Source organism: Methylomagnum ishizawai (assembly GCF_900155475.1).
Taxonomy (GTDB): domain Bacteria; phylum Pseudomonadota; class Gammaproteobacteria; order Methylococcales; family Methylococcaceae; genus Methylomagnum; species Methylomagnum ishizawai_A.
In genome coordinates, this window is record NZ_FXAM01000001.1 from 1,943,186 (window position 1) to 1,963,764 (window position 20,579).

Consider the following 20,579-nt stretch of genomic DNA (forward strand, 5'->3'; position numbering starts at 1 on the left):
TGGTTCGGAAGGAACGGTGGATTATCGCCGCCCATCGCGCTTTGGGGGAATCCTGTGGCCTGCAATCGCCGGCGCGGGGCGTCGGGATGCCATGGCAATCTAGCCGCGGATGCGGTTGGGACGCTGGAGGAGCGTCGGGCTTGGGGCCGGGCCGGACCCGGACTCCAGGGGCGCAGACTTTACCAAAGCCGGGCCTGTTATTATAGGTGCCGACCGGCGCGGCCGGGAAAGCGCCCACCGTGGGCGGACCTGTGGGCGCGGGTGTACCCCGAATACAAAAACGTACAAACCGAGGTTTGTATTTCAGACAGTGGCAGTGGATGCGGAGAACCCCCTTGGGCTGGTTTTATCCTGGCTTGAAGAAAAATATCCTGGCGCGTTGGATTTGGCGCTGGGCTAAATGGGTGGCCGCCACCCCGCCTTGCGCCGTTTTGATTGGCAAACTGGCCCAGGCCAATAGTGCGAACCCGCGCACTGGTTTGCCCCCCGAAGTCTTGTTGCCACTGATCGATATCGACCCACGGCAGGGCGGGCGGAAAAACGCGCTGTTGGTCATCCCCTATGTGACCGACAATGCCTATTTCAATCTGGTGGAATATCTCGATAAAACCCTGATCGATCTGAGCTACGATATCCACGCCGTCGTGCATAATAGCGAAGGGATAGCGGCAAGGAAACCTTGGTGGACCTCCTATTATTATGTCAGGGCCACGACCGGGAAATTCCTTTCCCTGTACCAAGATAAACAGCGGAAAATCCCCATCGACAATCACCGGGTGGACGATTGGTGTGGTCCCGAGTTGATGCAATTCGTGGCCGCCTTGCATGGGCTTTTGAAATTCGATGTGTGCGTGGTCCATTATGTGTTTTTCTCTAAGGTTTTCGAGCTATTCGATAACTCCACCCTCAAATTGCTGGTGACCCATGATTGCTATTCGGAACGCAATGCCCGGCTCCTGCGCCATGGTTTGGAACACAGCCTATGGTTTTCCACTACACGGGAAGAGGAAAAGAAAGGATTGATGCGTGCCGATAAAGTGTTCGCCATCCAAGAGGCCGAAGCCGATTTCTTCGCCGGATTGGTCGGGGCGGACAAGGTGGTCACGGTGCCGTGGATACCTGAAAAGCGCTATATCCAGCGCAAAGCTTGCCGGAAAAGGCCAGTATTAGGATATCTGGCCTCGGATTATCTCAATAATGTTAAAGTATTCCAGGATTTCTATCGGCGGTTTGCCGCCAATGCGGCGCTCACCGAGCATTTCGACCTATGGGTGGGAGGGCGTATTTGCACAGCCATCGGCAAACCCAAGCAATACCCCAAGGCCCGATTTTTCGGGGTATTGGATAAGGTCGAGCCATTTTATGCCCAATGCGACTTGATGGTGAACCCGGATTTTTTCGAGAGCGGTTTAAAACTCAAGGGGATCGAGGCACTTGCGTATGGGATGCCCTTGGTCACTACCATCCAGGCGACCCGTGGCCTGGGTTTGACCGATAGATTACATAACTGTCCAGACCTGGATGCCGTATGCGTTGCACTCGAAGCCATCGCCCAGGACCATACCTTGCTCTCCAGCATGGCCGAAGCTTCCCGGCAGGCTTACGATAATCTATATACAAAATACGATGCCAAGCGCATTCTGGAAAGAATCATCGCGGATCATGGATATCCGAAAGCATGGGATGACGCGGCATGAATCACGCCTTACATAATCTCGTGCTGCCCGGTTTGGACTTCGGTGCGCCTGCGGAACTCTATGCCAGGGTCGATGGCAATTGCCGGGTTTCGCTGGCACAGCGCAAGCTATATTTCAAGACGGGAGGTCGGGTTGCTTTCGATACCTATTTCAATGGTTTTTCCGTGGATACTTGGAAACGGGTATGCGGAATATCCAGCTTGAGTTTGAGTTTATGCGGTCAAGGCAGTTTCGTGGCGCGAATCGGACTCCACCGGGCCAGCCATGAACATACTCGTGCCGGGCATCGTCTCCGCCCAGTCCAGCGCTGGTGGGACGAGCGCGAAATCGAACTGCGCGATGGCGAACCCGGCGGATTCGATTTGCCGTGCTGGGATCAAATCGAGACTGGAATGCTATATCTCGAATTGGAAGCGCTGGGAGAGGGGCGCTTGGATTCGGGGTTTTTCGCGACCACAAGCCCGCCACCACACCGGGTGAAGCTGGGTATTGTGATTACCCATTTCAACCGCAAACAATATGTATTACCGGCCATCCGGCGCATCGCCGACGGATTGCGGAATCAACCGGAGTGGTTGGACCGTATCGGCTTGGTCGTGGTGGACAATTCGAGGACTATTGATCCCGCCGAGGCGGTGGGAGCCACTTTGATCCCGAGCCGGAATCTCGGGGGTTCAGGGGGATTTGCACGGGGTTTGTTGTATTTGCAGGACCAGGGTTCGTATACCCATGCCTTGTTTATGGACGACGACGCCTCTTGCGAACTGGAGTCGATATTCCGCACCTATGCTTTGCTGGGTTATGCGCGGGTGCCGAAACTCGCGGTGGCAGGGAGTTTATTGCGCGAGGACGAGCCTTACCGCCTCTTTGAAAAGAGCGCGAAATTCGATGGCGCTTGCCGCTCGCTGAAATCCGGTTTGGATTTGCGCCGGGTAGACGACCTATTGGAAGCGGAGCGTACCGAGGTCCGGCCCGATTATGGCGCTTGGTGGTTTTTCGCCTTTCCTATCGCCGAGACCCGTTATTACCCTTTCCCTTATTTCGTGAGGGGCGATGATGTCATGTTTGGAATCACCAATGATTTTGCGATCCATACCCTCAATGGAATCGGCGGGTGGGGCGGTGATTTCGGCATCAAAAAAAGCCCTTGGACCAGCTATCTGGATATGCGCTCCCATTTGCTGAATTCCATGGTGTTGCGGAATAAAAGCGTGACTTTCCTGGCGGTGTTATTCGCCTATAACCTGGGGCGGCAGTTGTTTTCTTATAATTACGCCTCGGCCCGTGCGATCAATCTCGCCCTGGCCCATTTGCTTGAAGGAGCCGGGTTTTGGCGACGGAATATCGATACCCTGGCGATCCGGGCAGAAATCGCGGCTTTTTCGGGTGCGGAGGCGTTGGTGCCTTTGGATGCTTTGGATTTCGCCGCCGTTCATCGGGAGGATAAACCGGAATCTTGGCTGCGTCGGCTAGGGCGGATCGTCACTATGAATGGCTTCCTGGTGCCTGGAGGTTGGCTCGACGCCAGGGTTTTATACCAGTCCAAGGGTTTCTATGGTTCGGCGAAGGATATTTTTTTATATAGACGGGTATTGTACCAATGCGAAGGGCTGGGTATCGGTTATCTAGCTAACCATGATAAACGCCTGTTTTTTACCGAATTAATGCGCGGAGTGCGTTTGATGTGGGTTTTGTTGCGCCAAGGCCAGAGATTGCGTGCGGAGTATCGGTCGGCGGTCGCGGAATTGGCTTCCCCCGCGTTTTGGCGTGGCGTATTTGCCACGGATGCCCGCTCCGCCACCGAGTAAAGTCTTATGAGTGGATGTTTTACGATGGCCAACCTAGGCGTGGTGGGGGCTGGTTTTTCCGGTGCGGTCATCGCCCGTCAACTCGCCGAGGCGGGGTATGCGGTCGAGGTATTCGAGCGGCGCGGCCATGTGGCGGGTAATTGCCATACCTGGCGCGATCCCGAAACCGGAATCTTGGCCCATGTGTATGGGCCGCATATTTTCCATACCGATAACGCGCGGGTATGGCGCTATGTCAACCAATATACCCGTTTCGAGCCTTATACCAACCGGGTCAAGGCCGTGGCCGGGGGGCGGGTATTTTCCCTGCCGATCAACCTGCTGACCATCAATCAATTCTTCGGCAAAACCTTCAATCCCCAAGAGGCCGCCGCGTTCGTGGCGGGATTGGGCGATGCCGGTATCGTCGATCCGCAATCCTTCGAGGAGCAGGCTTTGCGTTTTATCGGACGCGAGTTATACACGGCGTTTTTCGAAGGATATACCATCAAGCAATGGGGGGTGTCGCCCGCCGAACTCCCAGCCAGCATTCTCAAGCGCCTGCCGGTGCGTTTTAATTACGACGATAATTATTTCGCCCACAGTTACCAGGGAATGCCGCATGCAGGTTATACCGCCCTAGTTGAGCGTTTACTGGATCATCCCGCCATCGTCCTTCATTTGGATGCGGCTTTTGAGCGGGAAGCGTGCGGGGATTATCTCCATGTGTTCTATAGCGGTCCCATCGATGCTTGGTTCGGATATACCGAAGGCCGCTTGGGCTATCGCACCCTGGATTTCGAGCCAATCCGGGGCGAGGGAGATTTCCAGGGGTGCGCGGTGCTGAATTATTGCGACCGCGACATACCCTATACCCGGATCAGCGAACATAAGCATTTCGCGCCCTGGGAGCGGCATGATAAAACCCTGTGCTTCAAGGAATTTAGCCGTTATTGCGAGCCTTCTGATATTCCGTACTATCCGATCAGGCTGGTCCGCGAGAAGGCCCAATTAAGCCGGTATGTCGAAATGGCACGGGCCGAGCGCGGCGTCACCTTCGTCGGGCGTTTGGGGACTTATCGCTATCTCGATATGGATGTCACTATCCGCGAGGCTTTGGAAACCGTTGATTTGTTCCTGGCCGCACGCCATTTGGGCGTGGCGATGCCCGCCTTCGCCCACGATCCCCTGGCCTAATGGAAACGCCGCCGCCCAAAGTCGTCGCCGTGGTGGTGACTTATCACCGCCCGGTCGAATTGCGCCTAGTGGTCGAAGCCTTGCTGAACCAGACCCGGCCCCCCGAAGCCATCGTGGTATTCGATAACGGCGGGCCGGTGGCGGCGGCGGAGGTGCTGCGCGGCTGCGGCGGACGGGTCGAGATCGTCCGCAGCGCCGCCAACCTGGGTGGGGCGGGGGGCTTTGCCGGGGGCTTGGCGCGGGCGTTGGAATTGGGGGCGGATTGGGCCTGGCTGATGGACGACGACGCCGTGCCCGAACCCGGTGCCCTGGCGGCCTTGCTGGCGGCTTTGCCCACCTTGCCGGCCCGCGCCGGGGTACTGTGCGGCGCGGTACGCGAGTACGGGACTTTGGCCTTGCGCCACCGCCGCGATTTCGAGCCTTGGTTCGGCGGGGAATGGCCCTTGGCGGCGCGGGCTTACCGCCGGGCGGCGGTGGAGATCGGGACCGGCTCGTTCGTGGGCTTCATGGTCGCTGGGGAGGCCGTCCGCGCCGTGGGTTTGCCCGAGGCGGGATTCTTCCTGGCCTACGACGACACCGAGTATTCGCTGCGGCTGCGGGCGCGGGGCTGGCGCTTGTGGTTGGTGCCGGGCAGCGTGATCGAACATCTGAGGACGCCGGAGGCCCGCTTGCGTGGCGGGCCGTTCGGGGCCAAGCATTATTTCAATATCCGCAACCGCATCGTGGTGAAACGCCGTTATAGCCGCTTCCCGTTCTGGGCTGGGTTGGGCGGTGTGGCGTTCGGCGGGCTGTTATGGCTGGCGGCGCGGGGTTGGCGGCGGTCCGACAGTCTCGCGCTTCTGGCGCGGGCCGTCGCCGATGGCTGGCGTGGGTGCTTGGGTCCGTATCCCGGCTGAGGCATCAGCCCCGCGCCCGCAAGGGTTCCGGCCGGGTGGCGGTCGGCGCGGCTCCGGTGGCCAGGAAAGCCCTGGGATCGAAACCCATGTCCCGCGTGGCCGGACCATGGTCGAAGCACATGTCCAGGTTGATCCGGTTCGCCATTTCCGGTGTCAGGTGCCGGTAGATCGGCAAACAGGACAGCCCCCGCAGGAAAATCCGGAAGGCCGGCAAGGGGATGGTGACGATGCGGGTCTGCCTGCCCTGGCTGTGCGCGATCCGTTCCACCATTTCCCGGTAGGTCAGGGTTTCCCCGCCGCTGAGGTTGTAGGCCTTGCGGTAGGTCCGGGGATTGTCCAGGGCTTGGACGCAAGCGCGGGCCAAATCCTCGGCGTGGACCGGCTGGCGCAGGCCGTGGCCCGAGCCGACCAGCGGGAAGAAGCCGAAGCGGCGGACGAAATTGGCGATGGTGGTGACGTTCTTGTCCCGGCCCAGGCGGTAGACCAGGGTGGGGCGGAACACCGTCCATTCCATGCCATGGGTGGCGCACAGATCCGCCAGCCGGTCCTCCGAATTCTTGAGGCCATGGGCCATCAGGCGTTCCTTTTCGTAGCTGGATTGGAACTTGGTGAACAGGCTGGTCGAACTGAAGCCAATCACCCGCCGCACCCGGCTCCCGGCCAGTTTCTCGACCAGGGGCGGCAGGGTCCACAGCGGGGCCAGGTGGACGATGGCCTCGGCTCCGAAGGCGTCGCCCGGATCGTCCTGGGTAATATCGAACCGATGCCAATGCAGCGACGGATGCGGGTCGCGCTGGGGGGGATTGCGGCTGAGGGCGTGGACCTCGAATCCCAAACCGGCCAGTTCCGGCAGGAGGTAATCCCCGATCAAGCTGCTCGCGCCCGTGACCAGGATGTGCCGGCGCTCGCCGCCGGGGGATGGGGGAAGGGGCGAGGGATGGGAGGGTTCCGTTAACATGGGTGTGGGTTTGGCGATAAAGGCATGGGTCAAAAGGTATCCCATGGCCCGGACCAGGAATCTCATTCCTATCGCCATGAGTACCAGCCACATCAGCATGGCAGGGTATTGCCGTCTGAAGAATTTCCGGTAGAACCTGACCATGCCCTTGTGTTTGTAATACTCGACCGAGATCGGCCGGGAATGGCTGCATACCCCCCCGACATGCAGGATTTCGACCGTGGGCACGAACAGAATCTCCAGGCCCGATTGATGGAAACGCATGCACCAATCGAGGTCTTCGCAGTGCATGAAATAACCCTCGTCCATCAGTCCCACCCGGTCCATGGCGCTGCGCCGCACCAGCATGAACGCCCCCGAGATCGCCTCGACCTCCACCGGCTGGTCCGGCATCGGCTGTCCGGTCTGGACATAGCTTTCGAAGCGGGGATCGTATTTGGCGAGGATGCTGAGTTTGGTGAGGCGGATGAAGGTGCGCCAGGGCGTCGGGACGCTGCGGCGGCAGCCGGCCTGTTCGCTGCCGTCGGGGTTGCGGATCAGGCAGCCCGCCATCCCGGTTCCGGGATTCGCCGCCAGGGTTTCCAGCATGCGGGCCAGGGTATCCGGCTGGATGATGCAATCCGGGTTCAGGAACAAAAGATAATCCCCCCGCGTCCAGGGGATCGCCGCGTTATTGGCCTTGGCGAAACCGAGGTTATCGGCGTTCTCGATGATTTTCAAGCGCGGCTCGTCCGGAAAACGCCGTCGCAATTCGGCGATGCTGGCATCCTGGGAACGGTTGTCCGCCACGATGATTTCGACCGGCGTGGTCGAGGCCAGCGCCGAGCGCACGCATTCCGATAATAAAGGGCCGGCGTTGAAATTCACGATGATTATGGAGATAAGGCTCATATTTTCCTGCACCTGAGTGTGTATATCCATGAGGCGCGGAATCTTGGATTCCGCCGATATCCTTGGTGTTGTGGTTATGGTCGGTCTTGGGAGGCCCGGAGGCCGGGGCTGGCTCCGGGCGGGGCATTGGAATTCGAAGTGGCGGCGGCCTGGGGGTCTTGGCTGGGAACGGGCGGTGCGTCCGCGATCCGGCGGTGAGGCTAGCCCGGTTGGCGTAGGCGCGCCTCCGTTTTGGCGTGGATGCCGCCGAAGCCGCCGTTGCTCATGAACACGAGGTGGTCGCCGGGGCGGCAATCACGGGCCAGCCGGTCCAGGATGGCCTCGTGGCTGGCGCTGACGCTGATATGCGCCGCGCCCTGGGTGGCGGCGGCGGCATCCCAGCCCAGGTCTTGCGGTTGGTAGATGATGGCGTGGTCGGCGCTCCTGAGCGAATCGGCCAAGGTGGCCGCGTGGACGCCCAGTTTCATGGTGTTGGAGCGGGGTTCCAGCACGGCGATGATGCGCTCGGTCCCGACCCGCGCCCGCAAGCCTTCCAGGGTGGTGGCGATGGCGGTGGGATGGTGGGCGAAGTCGTCGTAGAGGGTGATGCCGTTGACGCAAGCCCTGATTTCCAGCCGCCGCTTGACGCTCTTGAAGCCGCAGAGGGCCGGGATGGCCTGGACCGGGTCCACGCCCGCGTGCTGGGCGGCGGCGAGGGCGGCGAGGGCGTTGTGGACGTTGTGCCTGCCGGTCAAGCCCCATTCCACCGTGCCGCATTCGTTGCCGTCGTGGAAAACCAGGAAGCGCCCGCCTTCCGGCGACAGCAGCCGGTAGCGCCATGCGGCTTTGTGGGCGCTCTCCGCCGGGGCGGTGTGGGCTACCGGGGTCCAGCAACCCATGCGCAGGACTTCGGCCAGGTTGTCATCCCATGCCGGGGCGATGATGAGGCCGTTGCCGGGGATGCTGCGCACCAGATGGTGGAATTGGCGCTGGATGGCGGCGAGGTCGGGGAAGATATCGGCGTGGTCGAATTCCAGGTTGTTGAGGATGGCGGTGCGTGGGCGGTAATGGACGAACTTGGAGCGCTTGTCGAAAAAGGCGGTGTCGTATTCGTCCGCCTCCACCACGAAATAGCGCCTGCCGCCGATCCGCGCCGACACCCCGAAATCCAGGGGCACGCCGCCGATCAGGAAGCCGGGATTCAGCCCGGCCTGTTCCAGGATATGGGCCAACATGCCGGTGGTGGTGGTCTTGCCGTGGGTGCCCGCCACGGCCAGCACCCAGGCGCCCTTGAGCGCGTGGTTGTACAGCCATTGTGGACCGGAGGTGTAGGCCAGCCCCAGGTTCAGCACCGCCTCGACCTCGGGATTGCCCCTGGACACCGCATTGCCCACCACCACCAAATCCGGCTGGGGCGAGAGGTTGGCGGGGGAATAGCCCGACATCAGGCGGATGCCTTGTTCCGCCAACTGGGTGCTCATGGGGGGGTAGACATTCTGGTCCGAGCCGGTGACGTGGTGGCCCAACTGCTTGGCCAGGATCGCCAGCCCGCCCATGAAGGTGCCGCAGATGCCCAGGATATGGATATGCACTGTGAAGTCCTCGTTGATCGCCGTCCCGGTCGGCGTGTGCCCCCGGCCGGGACTTTATGTTTAAACTATCCGCCCGCTTGAACGCCGCCAGCCATGTTGCCACCGATGAGCAAGAAATACCGTATCGATATCAGCGCCGTCACCCAATACCTGGAATCGCAGTCCGCGCCGGAGGAAGGGCGCTATGTGTTTTCCTATACCATCACCCTCCACAACGCCGGGGAAGCCCCGGCCCGGCTGCTGTCGCGGCATTGGATTATCACCGACGCCCATGGCAAGGTACAGGAAGTGCGCGGCGATGGCGTGGTGGGCGAGAAGCCCCGGCTCGCGCCGGGCGAATTCTTCCGCTACACCAGCGCCGCCATGATCGCCACCCCGGTCGGCACCATGCGCGGCGAATACCGGATGGTGGGCGATGAAGGCGATGTCTTCGACGCCGATATTCCGCCCTTCACCCTGTCCATCCCCCGGACCTTGCACTGAGCCATGGCGATCTACGCCATCGGCGATGTCCAGGGCTGTTACGCCGAACTGCGCCTGCTGCTGGACCGGCTGCGATTCGATCCGGCCCGCGACCGGCTGTGGTTCGCCGGGGATTTGGTGAACCGGGGACCGCGATCCTTGGAAACCCTGCGTTTCATCCGCTCGCTCGGCCCGGCCGCCACTGCGGTCCTGGGCAACCACGATCTGCATTTGCTGGCGGTGGCGGCGGGGGTGTCGCGCACCAAGCACCGCGATACCTTCGGCGATGTGCTGACCGCGCCCGACCGCGAGGAATTGCTGGATTGGCTGCGGCGGCGGCCCCTACTATACGGCGAAGGCGGATTTTACCTGATTCATGCCGGGCTGCCGCCCCAATGGCGGATCGAGGACGCCGCCCGTTACGCCCGCGAGGTCGAGGCTTGCCTGGCCGGGGACGACACCGGGGAATTCTTCCGGCGCATGTATGGCGATACGCCCGACCGCTGGTCCGAGGGCTTGGAATATTGGGATCGGCTGCGCTTCGCCATCAACTGCCTGACCCGGCTGCGTTATTGCACGGTGGAGGGCCAGCTCGATTTCAAGCAGAAGGGCGCGCCGGGCAGCCAACCCAAGGCGCTGCTGCCTTGGTTCCAGGTGCCGGGGCGTTTGAGCCGCGACGCCCGGATCGTGTTCGGGCATTGGTCCACCCTGGGGTTTTATGCCGGGGAGGGCGTGTTCGGGTTGGATACCGGCTGTTTATGGGGCGGGGCCTTGACCGCCTTGCGCCTGGACGGGGACAGGGCGCGGACCAGCGTCCCCAGCCTCAACGGCGGCCATCAGCGGCCCCGGCTGTCCGATTGATGCGTGCCAAGCCGCTGGAGTCCAAAGCCCGCTTTGGGCATTGCCGCAACCCGCCAAAGTCGGCTTTGGACGCCAAAATCCCAATGGCATCGACCCGGAATCCACCTTCCTCCTCAGGCCACCCATGATTATCGCCGTACTCAATCAGAAAGGGGGCGTCGGCAAGACCACGCTCTCCGTCAACCTCGCCGCCGCCCTGGCTTTGTCGGGCCAGCGCAGCCTGTTGATCGACGCCGACCCCCAGGGCAGCGCCCTGGACTGGCAAGCCGCCCGCAAGGGCCAAAGCCTGTTCCCCGTGGTCGGCCTGGCCAAGCCCATCCTGCACAAGGACGTGCCGGGCCTCGCGGTGGGCTACGACCATGTGGTCATCGACGGTCCGCCCCGTGTCAACGAATTGGCGAAATCGGCTATCCTCGCCGCCGATGCCATCCTGATCCCGGTGCAACCCTCGCCCTACGATGTCTGGGCGGCGGACGAGATCGTCAAGCTGATCCAGGAAGTGGCCTTGTACAAGGCAAGCCTGCGCGGCCTGTTCGCCATCACCCGCAAGATCGGCAACACCGCCATCGGTCGCGACGTGGCGGCGGCGCTCAAGGATTATCCCTATCCGGTGGCGGCGACCGCCATCGGCCAGCGCGTGGTGTTCGCCGAGAGCGCTGCTACCGGCTTGTCGGTTCTGGAAGCCGAACCCAAGGGGTCGGCGGCTAAGGAAATCCGTTCCCTCCTGCGCGAAGTATTGGAAAGTTAAAATGGCAAAGAAAAAATCCGTAGCGATTACCCGCAAACCCAATGCCATCCGGGAAATCCCCGCCGATGAGCCCACGGCCACCCGCCACCAAGACGGAGCCGCCGCTTTCGACCTGGCCCTCGACCCGCCCACGGGGCCGGTCCATGTCCGGCCTGCCGGCCCGGAAGCCGCGAAGCCTGCCGCCAAAGGCGCGGCGGGCACGGCCTGTCCTTTGGGCAAGCTGGTCTATGGCACGGTGTTCGGGATTTCCTATGGCGTGGTGTTCACGGCGATCCTTCTGGGCAAGCTGATTCCTGGGAGCGGCTTGATCCGGCGGGCCATGGGCGACGGGGCGGTTTCGGCGGAGCGGTTTTTCGAGGAAAGACCGGAGCGGGAAAGGGCGTTCGAGCCGGGGCGGTTGCGGGCGTAGCCGGGCGTCGATTCCGGGTTTGCTGGAAAAAAGCCCCGCCGTGATGGCGGGGCTTTTTTGTTGGGCGCGGCCCATGCGCTGGCATCCCCGCGGCACGGAAATTGACCCATCCACCCAAAACAACCTCCACACGTCCGATTTCCGTCATGGCCACCGTACTCGAAAGACTCAAGCTGGTCGGCGCGATGGGCCTGGGCGCACCGATCATCATCCTGCTCATGATGATGATGATGGTGGTGCCGCTGCCGCCCTTCATCCTCGACCTGTTCTTCACCTTCAACATCGCCTTTTCCCTGCTGATCCTCTTGGTGACGGTCTACACCCTGAGGCCGCTGGATTTCGCCATCTTCCCGACAGTGCTGCTGGTCGCGACCCTGCTCCGGCTCAGCCTCAACGTCGCCTCGACCCGCGTGGTGCTGCTCGAAGGCCACACCGGCCCCGACGCCGCCGGCAAGGTGATCGAGGCTTTCGGCGAATTCGTGATCGGCGGTAATTACGCCGTCGGCCTAGTGGTGTTCATCATCCTGATGATCATCAACTTCGCGGTGGTGACCAAGGGCGCGGGCCGCGTGTCCGAGGTGAGCGCGAGGTTCACCCTGGACGCCATGCCCGGCAAGCAAATGGCCATCGACGCCGATTTGAACGCCGGTCTCATCAACCAGGACGAGGCCAAGCTGCGCCGCAAGGAAGTGGCCCAGGAAGCCGATTTCTACGGCTCCATGGACGGTGCCAGCAAGTTCGTGCGCGGCGACGCGGTGGCGGGCATCATGATCCTGTTCCTCAACGTCATCGGCGGTTTGCTGGTCGGCCTGTTGCAACACCAGATGGCGTTCACCGACGCGCTGCAAAACTACACCCTCCTCACCATCGGCGACGGCTTGGTGGCGCAGATTCCTTCGCTGCTGCTGTCGGTGGCGGCGGCTATGATCGTGACCCGCGTCGGCGGCACCAACGAGAATGTCGGCGCCCAATTCAGCGCCCAGTTTTTCAACGATTCCCGGCCCTTGGCCTTGTCCGGCGGCGTGGTGGGCTTGATCGGCCTGATTCCGGGGATGCCGAATATCGCCTTCCTGTTGCTGGCCGGGGCCATGGGCGGCTCGGCCTATATGATCCAAAAGCGCAAGCGGCGGCAACAGGAAGAGGCCGAACGCCTCGCCGAAGCGCCCAAGCTGCCCGCGCCGCCGGAGGTGAAGGAATTGGGCTGGGACGATGTGCAGCCGGTGGATTTGATCGGGTTGGAGGTGGGCTACCGCATGATCCCGCTGGTGGACAAGAACCAGGGCGGCCAACTCATGGCCAAGATCAAGGGCGTGCGCAAGAAGTTATCGCAAGACCTCGGGTTCCTGATTCCCTCCGTGCATATCCGCGATAACCTGGATTTGGCACCCAACACCTACCGCATCACCCTGCTGGGCGTCACGGTCGGCGAGGCCGAAGTCCTGCCCGAGCGGCTGATGGCGATCAATCCGGGCCGGGTCTACGGCACTTTGCGCGGGGTCGAGGGCCGAGACCCGGCGTTCGGTTTGGAAGCGGTCTGGATCGAACCGGCCCAGAAGGACCACGCCCAGACCCTGGGCTATACCGTGGTCGATCCCGGCACCGTGGTCGCCACCCATCTCAGCCATATCCTGCAATCCAACGCCCACCAACTGTTCGGCCACCAGGAAGCCCAGCAATTGCTGGACATGTTGGCCAAGACCACGCCCAAGCTGGTCGAGGATTTGTGTCCCAAGACCCTGCCCTTGAACGTCATCGTCAAGGTGTTGCAAAACCTCCTGGCCGAGGACGTGCCGATCCGCGATATGCGGACCATCGCCGAAACTTTGGCGGACTTCGGTCCCCGTAGCCAGGATGCCGCCATTTTGACGACGGTGGTGCGGGCGGCCTTGGGACGCTTGATCGTCCAGAGGATCACGGGAACCGAGCGGGAGATACCCGTCATGACCCTCGATCCCGATCTGGAACAATTGTTGCAAAAAATCCTGCAAGGGGCCGGCCAGGATGGGGCCGGCCTGGAACCGGGGCTGGCGGAGCAAATCCACAAGTCCTTGGAAGAAAAAACCCAAAAACTGGAAATGGAAGGCCATCCGGCTATTCTTTTGGTCTCTTCGCCGGTACGCGCTTGGCTCGCCCGCTTCGTGAAGCACACCATCGGTTCCCTGAGCGTCTTGGCCTACAATGAGATTCCCGAGGACAGGCAGGTCAAGGTAGTAGCTAGCATAGGACAGCGGGGTTGATGTCTTCCCTATGACAACAGGCTTTCCGGCCGCAAGGTGCTCGGATGAAAATCAAACGCTATTTCGCCCCCGATATTAAGCAAGCCATTCGTATGGTGCGGGAAGAGCAGGGACCGGACGCGGTGATCCTGTCTAACCGCAAGGTCGATGGCGGTGTCGAGATCGTGGCGGCCCAGGATTTCGACGAGCAAGCCCTGTTGGACCGCGGCAAGCCCCAGGACCGCCCTGCCGCCGATCCGCAAGACTTCCCCGCCGAACCCCGCGCCACCGCCGATGCCAAGCGCCGCGCCGAGGATGCCTTCCGCGAAGCCCTGGGCAAATACGCCCCCGACACCGCCCCGGCCCGTGCGCCCGAACCCGCGCCGCGCCGCGCCGAGTTCGCCCAACCCACCGCGCCCGCGTCCAGACCGCAAGCCGCCGCGCCCGCCGCCAGGCCCCAGCCCGCCGCTTATTCCGAACCCGGCACCTACCGTGAACCGGTCCCGAACCCGTCCCGGTCGCACCCCGGCCTGAACCTGGGCCGGGGACTGCTCGACGAGATCGAACGCGCCGAACAACAGCCCGCCCCGCGCCGTCCTGAACGGCCCGCGCCGGAGGCGAGGCCGAACCCATCGCCGCCCTCCCGCCCCGCCGAACGCCCGCAGCGTCCCGCCGCCGCCGCCCGGTTCCATGAAACGACCCAAATCCGCCACGCCGCGCCCGAAACCAGCGAGTCCGGCCAAGTCCTCCGGGCTTTGCAGCGGGAAATGCGGCAGATGCGGCAGGTGTTGGATAGCCATTTGGGCGAGTCGCGCTGGAATGCCGAGGCCCAGGCCGCCCCGACCCGGTTGGACCTGTTGCGCGGCCTGGGCGAACTCGGCTTTTCCAAGAAACTGAGCCTGGAGGTCGCCGAACGCGCCGGTTATACGGAAGATTTCGACGCGGCTTGGCGGCAGGCCCAGGAGGTGCTGGCCCGCCGCATCCCCATCGCCGACGACAACCTGCTGGAATACGGCGGCGTGGTGGCCCTGGTCGGCCCGACCGGCGTCGGCAAGACCACCACCATCGCCAAGTTAGCTGCAAGGTTCCGCATGAAGCATGGTTCGCGGCAGGTGGCTTTGATCACCACCGACAATTACCGTATCGGCGCCCAGGAGCAACTCGGCACTTATGGCCGCATCCTCGACGTGCCGGTGCGCAATGCCGGCAGCATCGACGAACTGCGCTACCACCTGGCCGGTTTCCACGACCGCCGCCTGGTCTTGATCGACACCGCCGGCATGGGGCCGCGCGATATGCGGTTGGCCGAGCAAATCGCCTTGTTCGCCCGCAGCGAAACGGCGGTGCGGTCCTATCTGGTGCTGTCCGCCGCCAGCCAATACCGGGCCATGCGCGAAGCCATCGAAGCCTTCGGCGGCTTCGCCCCGGAAGCCGCGATCCTGACCAAGCTGGACGAGACCGCCCAACTCGGCACGGCCTTGTCCGCCCTCATCGAAAACCGGCTGCCGCTCGCTTTCCTGTGCGACGGCCAGCAGGTGCCCGAAGACCTCCACCAGGCGCGCCCGCATGTGCTGCTGGACCGGTGTTTCACCGCGCCCACCGACGACGCGGACCTCGAACACACGCCGCTTGCCTACGAAGACTGGGTGTCCCATGCGAATTTTTGAAACAGACCAGGCCCATGGAATCAGAGTTATGAGCCAGACCAATCCTATCCGCGTGATGGCGGTATCCAGTGGCAAAGGGGGCGTTGGCAAGACCAACGTGGCGGTGAATATCGGCGTATCGCTCGCGGGGATGGGACGCCGGGTCGTGCTGTTGGATGCCGACCTGGGGCTGGCCAATGTGGACGTGCTGCTTGGACTCCATGCCAAGTACAACCTGTCCCATGTGCTGAGCGGGGAGCGCACCCTGGATGAGATCATGGTCGAGGGGCCGGGCGGGCTGAGGATCGTGCCGGCCTCCTCCGGCATCCAGCGCATGTCCGAGCTGAACCATGCCGAGCAGGCGGCGATCATCCGTGCCTTCGCCGACCTGAACCAGGACATCGACGTGCTGATGGTCGATACGGCGGCAGGCATCGCCGGCGGCGTGGTGAATTTCGTCCGCGCCTGCCAGGACGTCCTCTTGGTGGTGGTGGACGAACCCACCTCGCTGACCGACGCCTATGCTTTCATCAAACTGATGAACCGGGATTATGGCGTGTTCCGCTTCCATATCCTGACCAATATGGTCCAGGACGTGGTCCACGGCCAAGCCTTGTTCAGCAAGCTGTGCAAAGTGACCGACCGCTATCTGGACGTGGCCTTGCATTTCCTGGGGGCCATTCCCCAGGACGAATATCTGCGCCGGGCGGTGCAGAAACAGAATCCGGTGGTCCTGGCCTATCCCAACAGCAAATCCGCCCAGGCCTTCAGGGCCACGGCCCTGCGTACCGACGCCCTGCCGATCAGCCAGCGCGGCGGTGGCGGCCTGGAATTCTTCGTCGAGCGCATGATCCGCTATAGCAATACGGCAACGGTATGAACGGAATAGCTTTGTACGCCCAGGTGCAATCGCCCGGCACCGATGCGTTGGTGGCGCAGAACGCCTTCCTGGTCAAGCGCATCGCTTATCATCTGATGAGCCGCTTGCCGCCCTCGGTGCAGGTCGAGGACATGATCCAGGCCGGGATGGTGGGGCTCTTGGAAGCCGCCCGCCAGTACGACGCCGGGCAGGGCGCGACCTTCGAGACCTATGCCGGCATCCGCATCCGGGGCGCGATGTTGGACGAACTGCGGCGCTACGATTGGACCCCGCGCTCGGTGCATCGCAAGGCCCGCGAGGTGGCCGAGGCCATCCGCGCGATCGAGGCGCGGACCGGGCGCGACGCCCGCGATGCCGAGGTCGCCGAGCAATTGGGCCTCTCGATGGACGACTACCACGATATCCTCCGCGACGCGCAAAGCTGCCGGGTGTTCAGCATCGAGGAATTGACCGAATCGGGCGATGGTGTCTTGGAAGAATGCGCCGATCCCTCCGCATCGCCATCCGAGAGCCTGGTGCGGGCCGGCTTCGCCGAAGCCCTGGCCGATGCCATCGCCGGCCTGCCCGAGCGGGAACGCCTGGTGGTGTCGCTGTACTACGAGCAAGAGCTGAACCTCAAGGAAATCGGCGAGGTGCTGGGGGTGAGCGAGTCCCGCGTCTGCCAGATTCAAGGCCAGGCCATGCTGCGCCTCCGGGCGCGGATGCAGGGCTGGCTGGACGCCGAGCGGATGCCGGTGAAACGGCGCGAAGCTAGGGGCCGGAGGCTGGGGGCTTGATGGGACCCTGGGTTCCGGCCTCCCGCCTCCCGCATCAAGCCGCCCAATTGTGTGCTAGCCTCATTGGCATAGATCGAATCCACCAAGCCATTCCGGCCGATGCCCAATCCAGAGATAAGCTCCCAGGTCGCCCCCGCCGGGGCGGGGAGCGTCGGCCCGAACCGTCAGACCGAGGTGAAAGACCTTGAATAAGAACATGAGAATCCTGATCGTGGACGATTTTTCCACGATGCGCAGGATCATCAAGAACCTCCTGCGTGAACTCGGCTTCAACAACACCGTGGAAGCCGACGACGGGCAGTCCGCCTGGCCCAAGCTCCTGGGCGGCGGTATCGATTTCCTCATCACCGATTGGAATATGCCGGGCATGAACGGCCTGGATTTGCTGCGCATGGTCCGGGCCGAACCCAACCTCATGCATATCCCGGTGCTGATGGTGACGGCGGAGGCCAAGCGCGAGCAGATCATCGAAGCCGCCAAGGCCGGGGTGAACGGCTATGTCATCAAGCCTTTCACCGCCGCCACCCTTCAGGAAAAGATCGAAAAAATCTTCGAGCGCCTAGACGCTTGAACGGAAGTTAGCCCATGGCCAAGAAAAAGAACGCCGCTCCGCTTCCCGCCGACGCCGACCCGCGTATCGCCCAGGCGCTGGCCCTGGTCTCCGCCTTGGAGCGGGGCGACCAGGTCGAAGCCGACCAAATCCTCGACGACATAGGCCGGGTCCGCGAAATGACCTTGTTCCAGGAAGTGGGACGCCTGACCCGTCAACTACACGACACCCTCGCCAGCTTCGCGGTGGACGATAAGCTCGCCCATCTGACCGAGCGCGAAATCCCCGACGCCAAGGAGCGCCTCAACTATGTCATCGCCATGACCGAACAGGCGGCCAACACCACCCTCAACGCGGTGGAAACCCTGCTGCCCATGGCCGAAGCCTTGGCGGGCCAGGCCGGCGAACTGGGCGGCCAATGGCAGCGCTTCCGCCAGCGGGAAATGCCGTTCGAGGAATTCAAGCAGCTCAGCCTGGACCTGGCCGAGCATCTCGCGCAGTCCGGGCAGCAATTGGCGACCATGCAAACCCTGTTGGGCGAAGTCTTGATGGCGCAGGGTTTCCAAGACCTCACCGGGCAGATCATCCGCCGGGTGATCCAGTTGGTGCAGGAGTTGGAATCCAATTTGGTGGACATGGTGCGCTTGTCCAGCCGCCGCTACCGCGCGGAAGGCGACGCGCCGGAACCCGCCGTTCCCGCCTTGGGTCCGTGCGTGCCTGGGGTCGATGCCAACGCGGTGCATAGCCAGGACGATGTGGACGGCTTATTGTCCAGCCTGGGGTTTTAAGGGAAAACGGCCATGGCCATCGATCTCGACGACGAAATCGTCCAGGATTTCCTGGTGGAAGCCGGGGAGATATTGGAAAAGCTCAACGGGCAATTGGTCGAGCTGGAAAACACGCCCGACGACTACGATTTGCTCAACGCCATTTTCCGGGGCTTCCATACCATCAAGGGCGGGGCTGGTTTCTTGAACCTGGGCGTCCTGGTCGGGGTGTGCCACCGCGCCGAGGATGTGTTCAACGCCTTGCGCCAGGGCGAGCGGCGGGTCGATGCGGCTTTGATGGATGTGATCCTCGAAGTCCTGGATGTGGTCAACTCCATCTTCAAATACATCCGCAACGGCAAGGACCCGGAGCCGGTCGATCCCGATTTGCTGGACCGGCTGTCGCGCCTGCTGCAACCGCAGGCCGTGTCCGAGCCCGCGCCATCGCCACCCGTGCCGCCCGTGCCATCCGCCGCCACTCGGGCACAACCACCCGAACCCGTGGCGACCCTTCCGGTCGCCTCCATGCCCAAGCCCAGCAATGTGGTGGAAGCCGATTTGTTCGCCATGCTGGAACCCGGCCTCGTGGGCGAGGTTCCCGCCGCCGAACCTGTGGAACCCGCACCGGCCCAGTCCCAGGCCGAACCCGACGAAATCACCGAGGAGGAATTCGAGCGGTTGCTGAACCAGTTGCACGGCGCGGGACGGCATGGTTCGGCGGCGGCCAAGCCGGTTCCGGTGATTCCGCCCGCGATTCCCGCCGCCGGGCCTACGGTCCCCGTCGGCGATACAATTTCCGAGGACGAGTTCGAGGCTTTGCTCGACGATTTGCACGGCAAGGGCAAGCATGTCGGCGCGCCTCTAGGCGGCGTGGATGAGCCAACCCCGTCCGCCCAACCCGCCGCCGACCTGATCAGCGAGGACGAGTTCGAGGCTTTGCTCGACAACCTGCATGGCAGGGGCAGGCATCTCGGCATCCCCCAAACCGAAGCGGCCAAGCCTTTGGAGCCTCCGCCCGCTTTCCACGAGGCCGCCCATTTCGATCCCGTCAAAGCGGCCAAGTCCCCCGCCTCCCCCCCCACCACCACCACCGCGGTGGAAACCACGGTGCGGGTCGATACCCAGCGCCTGGACGAGATCATGAACATGGTGGGCGAACTGGTGCTGGTGCGGAACCGTTTCCAGACCCTGCGCAGCGCCTTCAACGACGACGCCATGACCAAGGCTATCGCCAACCTGGACGTGGTGACTTCGGACCTGCAATTGTCGGTGATGAAAACCCGGATGCAGCCGATCAAAAAGGTGTTCGGGCGTTTCCCCAGGGTGGTGCGCGACCTGGCCCGCAGCCTCAACAAGGAAGTCCAGTTGGAACTGCGCGGCGAGGAAACCGACCTCGACAAGAACTTGGTGGAAGCCCTGGCCGATCCCTTGGTGCATCTGGTGCGCAACGCCGTGGACCATGGCATCGAAACCCCCGAGGAGCGGGTCGCGGCGGGCAAGCCACGGGAAGGCCGGGTCGTGTTGATCGCGGCCCAGGAAGGCAACCATATCGAACTCGCCATCGAGGACGATGGCAAGGGCATGGACCCGGAAAACCTGCGCCGCAAGGTGGTGGAAAAAGGTCTGATGGACCAGGAATCCGCCGCTCGTTTGGACGACCGGGGCTGCTATGAACTGATCTTCATGCCGGGGCTTTCGACCAAGACCGAGATTTCCGATGTCTCGGGCCGGGGCGTCGGCATGGACGTGGTGAAGACCCGCATCAGCCAGATGAATGGCACGGTGGCGGTGGATTCGGTGCTGGGGCGGGGTACCCGCATCATCATCAAGCTGCCCTTGACCCTGGCGATCATGCCCACCCTGATGGTCAAGCTCAACCAGCAGCCGTTCGCGCTGCCCCTGTCCAGCGTGGTGGAAATCCTCGACCTCGACCTGTCCAAGACCAACACCGTGGACGGCCAGTTGGTGGCCCTGGTGCGGCAGAAGGTGCTGCCCTTGTTCTATCTCAAGGATTGGCTGATTCCGGGCTACGATCCCGAGCGCGGCAAGGCCGGCCATGTGGTGGTGGTGATGGCGGGCGGGCGGCATGTCGGCTTCGTGGTCGATCATTTGATCGGACAGGAGGAGGTGGTCATCAAGCCCCTGGGGGCCAAGCTGCGCGGCGTGCCGGGCATGGCCGGGGCGACCATCACCGGTGACGGCCAGATCGCCTTGATCCTGGACGTGCCCGGCCTGATGAAGCGCTACGGGCCGATGCGGTAGGGGGA

17 protein-coding genes are annotated in these 20,579 nt (G+C 62.7%); 15 read left to right on the forward strand and 2 right to left on the reverse strand.

What is annotated here, in order from left to right:
* The first annotated feature begins 320 nt into the window (after positions 1-320).
* Genes B9N93_RS08690 through B9N93_RS08705 form a run of 4 tightly spaced genes read left to right on the forward strand, consistent with a single transcriptional unit; the run spans position 321 to position 5,577 of the window.
* The gene (locus tag B9N93_RS08690) at positions 321-1,697 is read left to right on the forward strand and encodes a glycosyltransferase (RefSeq protein WP_085212767.1); all 1,377 of its coding nucleotides are present in this window, start codon (positions 321-323) and stop codon (positions 1,695-1,697) included.
* Positions 1,694-3,505 carry a glycosyltransferase family protein gene (locus tag B9N93_RS08695; RefSeq protein ID WP_085212769.1) on the forward strand — a complete coding sequence of 604 codons (1,812 nt, stop codon included), beginning with the start codon at positions 1,694-1,696 and terminating at the stop codon, positions 3,503-3,505. Before B9N93_RS08690 ends, B9N93_RS08695 begins: the two co-directional genes overlap by 4 nt.
* Before the next feature lie 24 nt (positions 3,506-3,529).
* Positions 3,530-4,681, forward strand: coding sequence for a UDP-galactopyranose/dTDP-fucopyranose mutase family protein (locus tag B9N93_RS08700; protein WP_085212771.1), 1,152 nt, complete (start codon positions 3,530-3,532; stop codon positions 4,679-4,681).
* Positions 4,681-5,577: a glycosyltransferase gene (locus tag B9N93_RS08705; RefSeq protein WP_085212773.1), complete on the forward strand. Its 897-nt coding sequence runs from the start codon at positions 4,681-4,683 to the stop codon at positions 5,575-5,577. The genes B9N93_RS08700 and B9N93_RS08705 overlap by 1 nt, the downstream gene beginning before the upstream one ends.
* Positions 5,578-5,581: 4 nt before the next feature.
* Here the strand turns inward: B9N93_RS08705 and B9N93_RS25980 are convergent, their stop codons facing one another.
* Entirely contained in the window at positions 5,582-7,426 is a 1,845-nt protein-coding gene (locus B9N93_RS25980) for a glycosyltransferase (RefSeq protein WP_217807285.1), read from the reverse strand.
* A gap of 200 nt (positions 7,427-7,626) precedes the next feature.
* Positions 7,627-8,997 carry a UDP-N-acetylmuramate:L-alanyl-gamma-D-glutamyl-meso-diaminopimelate ligase gene (gene mpl / locus B9N93_RS08720; RefSeq protein WP_085212776.1) on the reverse strand — a complete coding sequence of 457 codons (1,371 nt, stop codon included), beginning with the start codon at positions 8,995-8,997 and terminating at the stop codon, positions 7,627-7,629.
* A 105-nt stretch (positions 8,998-9,102) separates the two neighbouring features.
* On the opposite strand from mpl, the gene apaG reads away from it, so the two are divergent.
* From apaG to B9N93_RS08775, 11 genes are all read left to right on the forward strand, one after another.
* Positions 9,103-9,480 carry a Co2+/Mg2+ efflux protein ApaG gene (gene apaG / locus B9N93_RS08725; protein WP_085212778.1) on the forward strand — a complete coding sequence of 126 codons (378 nt, stop codon included), beginning with the start codon at positions 9,103-9,105 and terminating at the stop codon, positions 9,478-9,480.
* A gap of 3 nt (positions 9,481-9,483) precedes the next feature.
* Complete coding sequence (locus B9N93_RS08730; RefSeq protein ID WP_085212780.1) at positions 9,484-10,320, forward strand: symmetrical bis(5'-nucleosyl)-tetraphosphatase; 837 nt, start codon at positions 9,484-9,486, stop codon at positions 10,318-10,320.
* Between the two features lie 124 nt (positions 10,321-10,444).
* On the forward strand, positions 10,445-11,068 hold the full coding sequence (gene parA / locus B9N93_RS08735) for a ParA family partition ATPase (protein WP_085216218.1): 624 nt from the start codon (positions 10,445-10,447) through the stop codon (positions 11,066-11,068).
* Between the two features lies 1 nt (position 11,069).
* The gene (locus tag B9N93_RS08740) at positions 11,070-11,477 is read left to right on the forward strand and encodes a hypothetical protein (protein ID WP_085212782.1); all 408 of its coding nucleotides are present in this window, start codon (positions 11,070-11,072) and stop codon (positions 11,475-11,477) included.
* 146 nt (positions 11,478-11,623) lie between these two features.
* The gene (gene flhA, locus B9N93_RS08745) at positions 11,624-13,714 is read left to right on the forward strand and encodes a flagellar biosynthesis protein FlhA (RefSeq protein ID WP_085212784.1); all 2,091 of its coding nucleotides are present in this window, start codon (positions 11,624-11,626) and stop codon (positions 13,712-13,714) included.
* Positions 13,715-13,758: 44 nt separating this feature from the next.
* On the forward strand, positions 13,759-15,360 hold the full coding sequence (gene flhF, locus B9N93_RS08750; RefSeq protein ID WP_085212786.1) for a flagellar biosynthesis protein FlhF: 1,602 nt from the start codon (positions 13,759-13,761) through the stop codon (positions 15,358-15,360).
* A gap of 28 nt (positions 15,361-15,388) precedes the next feature.
* A complete protein-coding gene (locus B9N93_RS08755; RefSeq protein ID WP_085212788.1) occupies positions 15,389-16,219 on the forward strand; it encodes a MinD/ParA family protein in 831 nt (276 codons plus the stop codon).
* Positions 16,216-16,995: an RNA polymerase sigma factor FliA gene (locus tag B9N93_RS08760; RefSeq protein WP_085212790.1), complete on the forward strand. Its 780-nt coding sequence runs from the start codon at positions 16,216-16,218 to the stop codon at positions 16,993-16,995. The genes B9N93_RS08755 and B9N93_RS08760 overlap by 4 nt, the downstream gene beginning before the upstream one ends.
* A 196-nt stretch (positions 16,996-17,191) precedes the next feature.
* Positions 17,192-17,566 carry a chemotaxis response regulator CheY gene (locus tag B9N93_RS08765; RefSeq protein WP_246628602.1) on the forward strand — a complete coding sequence of 125 codons (375 nt, stop codon included), beginning with the start codon at positions 17,192-17,194 and terminating at the stop codon, positions 17,564-17,566.
* A 14-nt stretch (positions 17,567-17,580) separates the two neighbouring features.
* A complete protein-coding gene (locus tag B9N93_RS08770) occupies positions 17,581-18,333 on the forward strand; it encodes a protein phosphatase CheZ (RefSeq protein ID WP_085212793.1) in 753 nt (250 codons plus the stop codon).
* A gap of 12 nt (positions 18,334-18,345) precedes the next feature.
* The gene (locus B9N93_RS08775) at positions 18,346-20,574 is read left to right on the forward strand and encodes a chemotaxis protein CheA (RefSeq protein WP_085212795.1); all 2,229 of its coding nucleotides are present in this window, start codon (positions 18,346-18,348) and stop codon (positions 20,572-20,574) included.
* Positions 20,575-20,579 lie beyond the last annotated feature (5 nt).